Below are 7710 nucleotides of genomic sequence, written 5' to 3' on the forward strand. Positions count from 1 at the left end.
CACCGTGGGGGAATTTGCCTGCGCCGCCGCGAATTGCTCCTGGTACTTACGGATCGTCTTCCGGTCAACGCCCGTAATCCGGGCGATCTCCCGCTGACGTTTGCCCGCTGCGACGAGCGTGGCGATGGTTGTTTGCAGATGCGGCTTCAAGACATTCACTCCAACAACCCCTCTTCTTCATTCGAGGGGTGCAAGGTAACGTCCTGCCAGACCGCGCCAGCATCATGCTCCGCGTGTCTCTAGGTGGGGGATTTTGAGGTGCCCACAGGTGGGGGAATTTGCCCGCCCATCGGGGGCAATGGGCCCAGTCGATCTGTCCGACCTCACCAGGCAACATGCGCAGACGCAGGAAGGCTTCGGCGGGCGGGCGTGGACGGTATTGGCTCACGAGGTGCCTGAAGTGGTCAGGCGCGCCCGTGTAGCCGCGCTCACGCACCATCGCGTACAGGCGGCTGGCTGTGAGCTTCGGGAATTTATCCAGGGTCTGCCGGATGAACGGCAGGTAAGGTTCAATCAGGGTGGCGCGTGGCGGCGCTCCATGCCGGGGCAGGCCTGCCTGGGCCAGCACACGAGAGACGGTCGTGTGATGAACATGCAGTTGCCGCGCGATGGTGCCGCAGCGCCATTTCTCGACGTGGTACAGGCGCAGGATTTGCGCCTCCAGTTCGGTCGCAATGGTCACGGTGGATCTCCGGATGCGGATGAAGGATGGATGCCCCGTTCCCGGCGCCGCACGAAGCCAGTGCGCACAAACGGTGAGAGCAGGCAGGCGCAGCGCGCACAGTGCAATGCGCCGGATGTCGCCGTTTGTGCGGCGACATTTGCCGGTGCAACAGCGACATCGTTCGGGGGCGCCCGCAGTACATCATCCGCATGGCAGGCAGGTGAACCCTGATGCGTCACTATCTTAAGGCGGGCGCGGTGGCGACGGGACCGGGCGGCATGGGCAAAGCGTCCGCGGCGGGTACGCTGATAGCGTCGGCCGGCTTCGCGCTGATTCTCGCGGCGCGATATGCGTGAGCACTGGACCGTGCAATAGCGTTGTCCCCGGTCGCACCGGCGACAGATAAAAACCTGTGCGCGGCAACGCGCGCACAGGAACATACGGCCAGTAGCCTGCATCGGCGGTGTCCCCGTGACACGCCGAAGAAAGGAAGGCAAAGAAATCGACGGAATCCGCTTGTGATGCCATACTTGGCACACACGAGCGCCCTCTGGCTGCCTGACGGCAGCAAAGGGTTGAGTGGAGATGCGACGCCGGCCAACTGCCAGGTTAGATACGGCGTCGCATCTGTTGTTCTTCTTCGGCGAATCGCCTTTCTATCACGCGCCCGGATCAGTCTGCGAAACGCTGGGCGCGTCTACACTCGCCCTACGGGCTCCTTACGACGCGCCCAGCGTCAAGACCTTCCCAACACCTTCCCCAAATTGGTCGCTACCGCGTAAATTGCGTCACGTCAACTGCGCTTCACCGGATATGCGCGGTTCCTGACCGCCATCGACAGCGCCCGGAGGCGCGTCGAGAGGTGCTATGCATTCCGCTTCGAGTGGTCTCGCGGAACAACCTTGCAGTCTCTATTGGGAGGGGGAGAGGTAAAGCTCGACCGACTGCAGGAGATCGATTACGTCGGCGGCACCGATGAAATCAAACAGGACCGGTCCTGTCAGAGCGTGCGTTATTTCATACACCGTCCCAAGCGGACTTTTTACTGCCGCTTGTCGGTTGTGAGCGTCATGCCTCGCCAGGCGCCTCTTGCCGCTGTAAGTGATGTTGAAGCGGTTGCCGTGAGCGACGCCATTGCGCAAGTGATACACGAGTTCGAGAATCGGTGCATGGTCAAAGTAGTCATGTGCCCCGAGTTCATCCCCCAACATCAGCAGGGCACCCATCGCCCAGGTGCGAAGGAAATGACTTTGCAGGCTCTGATCTTCGCGCAGGAGGTCAAGATAGAAACGGAGATCGAGTGTATGGAACGTGCCATCTTTTCGCCTGATCTCGCCAGTCGGATTTGTACCCAAAACCGGCGAAGGTGGAAGCGAATTGATTGACATTGGGTTGACGGCAACCAGATGCGCCACCAGGAAGGCGTAATAGCCCGAAGCCAGATGCTGGGCTACCCGCGCGACCTCGAGCCTTCCCGGATCGACGATCATGTTTGCCTCAATATGCTACGCCTGTTAGTCGATCCGGTATCCTTCGGCTCATTGAGGAAGCTCCCCGGTAACTTCACTCGTCGACATCGTCAAAAAGGCTACGACTCCCTTCGTGAGTTGCACTCGGTTCATCGACCGCGATGTCCCGCGAACTCGAGGTCTCCCTTTCTTGTGGATTTTGATCAATCCATTCTTGAAGCCTAAGACGCTCCTCCTTGACTATCCTCCTGATACGCCAACTCGAGGGGTATGACTCCTCGAATGAAGAAAGCAACCGCCTAAAGTGCCTCATTTCCCACTCTGCATCATATTCCCGATCACAACGCTCCTGATGTTGTAACCGTACCTCCTCGATTCGTGGTAGCAACTGTGTTCGCATCGCTTCCCGCAATCTACGTAGTTCGCCTTCCTTCAACAGAGAACATAGTTCTGGGTCGTTCAAGACATGGACATCATCGCCCGTTTTAGCGTATTCGCTGACAGTTTCGATCAACGTTCGGCGCGCTTCTTCCGGCAGGAAGCCCAATTTGAACAAGCGTATAGCCAGATCAACTTCACCGGAAAATTCCAGGGACATCATCGGCTTCACGATAGACTCAATCAATCTCTCGTCAGCCTCGAGATAGGCCACCAGGAATTGCTTGCTGCACCGTCTAGCCAGGAACCGATGCAAGTCCTGTCGGGCTCTCCAGTCTGACAGCCATCTGGTCTTGTAGGCAGAACTCTTCTTATGCCCCGTAAGCCGCTCGATCACCAGGCCAAACAAGGAGGCGGGAAGCACGACGGCCCCCTCCACGCCGACGTCTCCGCAAGTTACCTGCAGCATCATCTTTTCGATTTCGGCACCACGCACGTAAATGCCGAGCAACTCCGGGCTGCTGCGCAACATGGCGGAGAATGCATCGCCAATGGTCGGATGCTTGAAAGTCCAAAAGGAATCGCAGTCGGAAATCACGTGGACCGCTAGACTGCCGCGTAGCGCTTCGAGAGCAGTCGAACAAGCACCCAGGTTGCTACCCAATCGCTTTAATGCCTCCTCCTCGGTAGCTGTCAATGAAATCGGACTCAGCAGGCGTCCATTTCCCATATATATCAATGCGAGCGCCGCTTTGCTGTCCGCATCGAGCTCACTGCAGACATCAACGAGGAGCTGCTCACGCTCATCGACAAACCTCGCCAAGCTCCAGTCGGACAGCACCAGTTTTTTGGTGAAAAAGGGATCTGCCAACCTCCGTGCGATTTCCGGAATGAACCTATCGTGCGCAGCTACAGTAACCAGATGCGGCTTCACTTCGGTCCGGAACTGGCGTGTTTGCTTTCCCAACCTTAAATGGTTGAAAAGAATCTGTTGCCGCTCGATCTCCGCGAGGTCGTGGACATCAATGACGACTTGGCTCTCACGGAAAAGTGGAAACGAGCTCTCCTTCAAGTCCTGCCGCGCACGGTTATAGATGTAGTCGCGAGACGTCATCACCACGCGATTACCTCGTTGCAGTATCGTCTTTACCTCATTCAGGACCTGATTCCAACCAGCTGCAAGACCGCTTTCATACTGAGTCACGCCAAATGCGTCATCGATCCAGAAAAATTGGGATTTCTCGTCTGGGTTCCAGCGGTCCACAACAGATTTTGGGTCCACTAACTTCAGAACGGATGCGCCCCACTGATCAGCAGACGCCATCGCAAGCAACGAGGCTATGGTCGTCTTTCCTGATGCTGGCTCCCCTATTAGGAGAACAAAACCATGTGCGTCCAGGGCTTTTGCTGCCTTGCGATAGGAATCGGTCACCACGACCTTAGCCAACTCATCGCGCATCGACTCAAGCACTGCCCTCGCCTGAGCGTACGCCCGCTCGTCCAAGATTTGACTCAGATCCCCGAGACCGTAGACCCGCGGAACCATCATTCTCAGGTGCTTGCTCTCGCGAATTTGGTCTTCGAGCCAGGTTGCGCCAAATATACGGATGCTCTCAACGCCAGCCTCCCGCAGCTTCTCTTTGACCTTTAGATCAGTCTCAGCAGAGACACCGGCATTCGTCATCAAGATGTAGATGTCGCACTCATCCTTGTCGACCAACCGTCTGACTTTTCCGAATTCCTCTTCGAGATCCGAAGGTGTGAGCGCGTACCCGACCCGAGACGTGAATTTGCACTGGATGACAAATCGACCGCTGAGCAATTCACCATCCTGGTCTGTCCAGCGACCTAAGAACGCACCGTCTCGACCGCCGTCATTTGTATCGAGAAAGGACTGGACGGTTTGACCGAGAACCTCGCGCGATACTGACAGACACAGTTGCTGGAAACTATGCCAGCCTAGCGTGTGGAGATGAAACATTCTCGCTTCCTATTTGTCTCTCACATTACGTACGAGTCAGTGACAATTCCTTGAACTCTTCGCCAAGGAAGCGAAACTTGTGGCGGAACAAGCCCGCGAGCTTGGTATCCGCAGTCGCAAAGAAAATCTGTCGAGATCCGCTGATCGCCAAGTGGCGCAGATGATCCAGGAACGATAGGACGTTGATGTCGTCCACGTGCGCGACCGGATCATCGAAGAGCAGCACCGGGGGCCCCGATCGCAGGCGCCCGTTCATGGCCAAGAAAAGCGAAAGCGCGAATGCGGCGCGCTGTCCGGTACTCATCTGATCGAGTTCGACCTTGGCGCCCGTTTGGCGACGGACGATAGCCAGCGTGCCGTGTTCGGCGCTCAGTTCGAACTCGTTGGGCATGTGAATGCTGGCGAACGTGCGAGCAATCTCTTGTGCGTTCTCGGCAAGTATCTGGTTGGTCAGTTCTCCGCCCGAGCTTTGTCGCGTCAGAGTCTCCAGAACGTGCTCGGCTTCGACCAAGTTCCCGATTTTCGTCTCGCACGCCTCGATCTTGGTGTTCAGGCCGTCTACTGCTTTGGTTTCCTTTTCGAGTGCCACATCGTTCGCACCTTCTTGCTCAATGGCCGTGGCGACCTTCGCAACCACCTGCTGGGCAGCTGAGAGATTGATCGCAATTTCGTCGGCGGTCGTGCCTGATCCGATTGTCAGAATCGATATGAGAGTCTGACGGGCCCCTAGCGCGGCTTCGATGTCGGAAACTTGCCGACTGACCACCTTCGCGAGTGCTTCGGCACTGTCGGGAAGACTGATCGACAGACGCGTGGCCAAGGCTTCGCACTCGCGTTGGACTTCATTTGACTCCTGCAAGTAATCGTTCGATGCCTCTTGCGAAGTGGAGAGCGCCTCTTTGTTGCTCGCTCGTAAGACCTCCAACTCATCAAGCGACGGCAGCTCAGTCAGGCCGACCTCCAGCAACCTGTCGAACAAGTCTTCAGAGGAGAGTCCGTCGGTCTGCAGTTGATGAACCTGACTTTGTGCCGCTTCAACGGTCACCCGCTCGCGCTCGAGGGATGCCCTCTCCTGCTCAATCTGCGCGAGAGCCTCGCGGACCGTCGCAGATTGAGCGCTCTCCCCGATAAATGACCGCATAGACTCCAGTGCCGAGTGGGTCGAGCGAACACTGATCAATGCCTCATCCGCCCCGGCAATCTCGGTTTGAAGCAGGGCCGCATGTTCTGATGTGTTGCCGTCGACGTCGGACGTCATCCGAACGAGCAACTGGCCGCGTTCGAACTCGGTGTGGCAAACAGGGCAGTGGTCGGGATTGGGGACGCGCTGCAAGATATCTAGTGCTGTAGCGCGCAGACGCTGCGTGAGCACTGTCAGGCTGTTCTGCGACTTCTCCAACGCCTGAATAGATGCCCGATTTGTCGTGAGCCAACGTTGAAGTTCCTCAGCCCGCGCCTCTACCGAAGAGACGGCTGCCTCGAAACGTTGGTCCAGCAGATGCTCGACGGTGTTCTCATTCACATTTTCCGAGACCAGCGCAAGCCTTACAGTGCGTGCGCGCAAACGATCCTGTCGTTCGCGTGCCTCTTTGGTCAGTCGCGAAAAATCGACGCGTGCGTAGGGTAGCAGCGCATCAATGGCCGCAATTCGGTTGGCGGTCGCTTGCGTTGCACGCTTCGCCTTGGCCAGGTCAATCTTGACGGCCTTGGCTCGTTCGTCCAGGGCAGCTGCCTTGTCGGCTTCCTCGTTCAGGTTCGACAAAAGCTGCAATGCACTGTGCAAATCACTGTGCAGCACGTCGACCGAGGACTGACGAAGCAGCTCAGCCGCCGAGACCGCCTCTTGCAGGCTTTCGCGCAAGGAAGCCATGCCACCTTTCTCTTCCGGGGGTTGCAGCCAGCCCAACTGCGTCAACGCCGCAAGCAGCTCCAGGAACAGACTGTCAGAGAGCTTCGGTGCGTTCTTGATAGCATCGACACGGCCTGCGGCAGCTACCCGCAGTTGTTCGTTGGTCGTCTTGTCACGACGCAGCCCCTTCAGTTCTTCACGTACTTGATCCGCCACACGACGAAGCCGATCTGCCAGGCTTTCGGCGGCGGCCCCAAGCACCAGACGGGTGACGTCGGCGCCGATTTGATCGGAACTTGCTGACACACTGAGATTGACAGCGGCATCGGTATCGAGAAAGTTGAACTTCCCGAAGCTGTCGTGGATGCTGACCTTCTTGAGTTCGGTCTTTGCGTACCAGTTCGAGTGGCGTGCTCTGAGTCGCGCCGCATCGGTAGTGGAAGACAGCTTTTCCGCGCTGCCAGCAAGCTCCAGGGTAATGGATGTCCGGTCCAACAAAACTGACGAGCGTCTGTTTCGACCGCAGTAGCCGAATTCAATCGCCTCGAGCAGCGAAGTTTTGCCCACCCCGTTGCTGCCAACAATCAGATTGACCCTCCCTAGAGGGTGGTCCTTTTGTTCGGGATGGGGGCGAAACCCCTTGATCGTCAGACGCTTAAGGAAATGACCAGCCGCCGCCATTTCGGCAGGCAGCAGTGCCATCGGCGAGACCGGCCGCGCGGCTTTGTCCTTCGTTCCGGCGACGATACGGCGCACTGCGTCGGGTACTGAAATGTCGTCATCCAGTGTGAATCCGAGCGCGTGCTGCTCAAGCGTATTCGACCAAGTAGTCGCTAAATCGAGCGGCATGGCGCCTGTTGACGCGGCGGCAGAGTTTCCTTTCGCGATCAGTGCGGGCATGTCCCCTTCCCGGATGACCTGCTTGCGCGCGTATTCTCGGTCCGCTTCGATTGTGGCCTTGAGCCGGCCAAACTCAGTTCGGCTCGCCTCTTCGTCGCTCGTGACGAAATAGAGATAATGGCTCCATCGCAGATCCGTAGCAACCTGGGTGGAAAAGTACATTTCGGAGAGAACAGAGGTGGTGCCGCTTGTTCGGACAGGGTCCCGCGATTTTTAAGTGGAACGTCCGGGGCGATCATGCTGCCGATTTGATCGCTGGCAGCGTCGCGAAGTATGCCTCATCGGGCGTCTGATCCGCCAGACTCGAATGAGGACGTTTGCGGTTGTACAGCTCAATGTATTGGCCAATGGAGCGCCGGGCGTGGCTGACCGACTCGTAGGCTCTCAAATAAATCTCTTCGTACTTGATGCTGCGCCACACGCGCTCGACAAACACGTTGTCGCGCCAGGCGCCTTTGCCGTCCATCGA

General features: G+C 57.6%; 7 protein-coding genes. 2 read left to right on the top strand and 5 right to left on the bottom strand.

Annotation, left to right across the window (positions count from 1 at the left end):
* A partial coding sequence (locus E1N52_RS42485) for a helix-turn-helix domain-containing protein (protein ID WP_165979410.1) occupies nucleotides 1-159 on the bottom strand: 159 nt, incomplete at its 3' end.
* A 139-nt stretch (nucleotides 160-298) separates the two neighbouring features.
* Here E1N52_RS42485 and E1N52_RS45730 point away from each other — a divergent pair.
* Both E1N52_RS45730 and E1N52_RS45420 read left to right on the top strand, forming a co-directional pair.
* Nucleotides 299-895 (top strand): hypothetical protein, encoded by a 597-nt coding sequence (locus E1N52_RS45730; RefSeq protein WP_425468214.1) that lies wholly within the window; start codon nucleotides 299-301, stop codon nucleotides 893-895.
* Nucleotides 895-1020: a hypothetical protein gene (locus tag E1N52_RS45420; RefSeq protein WP_281282847.1), complete on the top strand. Its 126-nt coding sequence runs from the start codon at nucleotides 895-897 to the stop codon at nucleotides 1018-1020. Before E1N52_RS45730 ends, E1N52_RS45420 begins: the two co-directional genes overlap by 1 nt.
* A 555-nt stretch (nucleotides 1021-1575) precedes the next feature.
* Here the strand turns inward: E1N52_RS45420 and E1N52_RS42500 are convergent.
* The 4 genes from E1N52_RS42500 to E1N52_RS42515 all read right to left on the bottom strand — a co-directional run.
* Entirely contained in the window at nucleotides 1576-2154 is a 579-nt protein-coding gene (locus E1N52_RS42500) for a hypothetical protein (RefSeq protein ID WP_133191023.1), read from the bottom strand.
* Between the two features lie 73 nt (nucleotides 2155-2227).
* The gene (locus E1N52_RS42505) at nucleotides 2228-4492 is read right to left on the bottom strand and encodes an nSTAND3 domain-containing NTPase (RefSeq protein WP_133191025.1); all 2265 of its coding nucleotides are present in this window, start codon (nucleotides 4490-4492) and stop codon (nucleotides 2228-2230) included.
* A gap of 25 nt (nucleotides 4493-4517) precedes the next feature.
* Complete coding sequence (locus E1N52_RS42510) at nucleotides 4518-7403, bottom strand: AAA family ATPase (protein ID WP_133191027.1); 2886 nt, start codon at nucleotides 7401-7403, stop codon at nucleotides 4518-4520.
* A 73-nt stretch (nucleotides 7404-7476) separates the two neighbouring features.
* Nucleotides 7477-7710, bottom strand: a 234-nt coding sequence (locus E1N52_RS42515) for an integrase core domain-containing protein (RefSeq protein ID WP_133190276.1), incomplete at its 5' end; no start/stop codon positions are given.

This window comes from Paraburkholderia guartelaensis (assembly GCF_004353905.1).
In the GTDB taxonomy this organism is placed as follows: Bacteria; Pseudomonadota; Gammaproteobacteria; order Burkholderiales; family Burkholderiaceae; genus Paraburkholderia; species Paraburkholderia guartelaensis.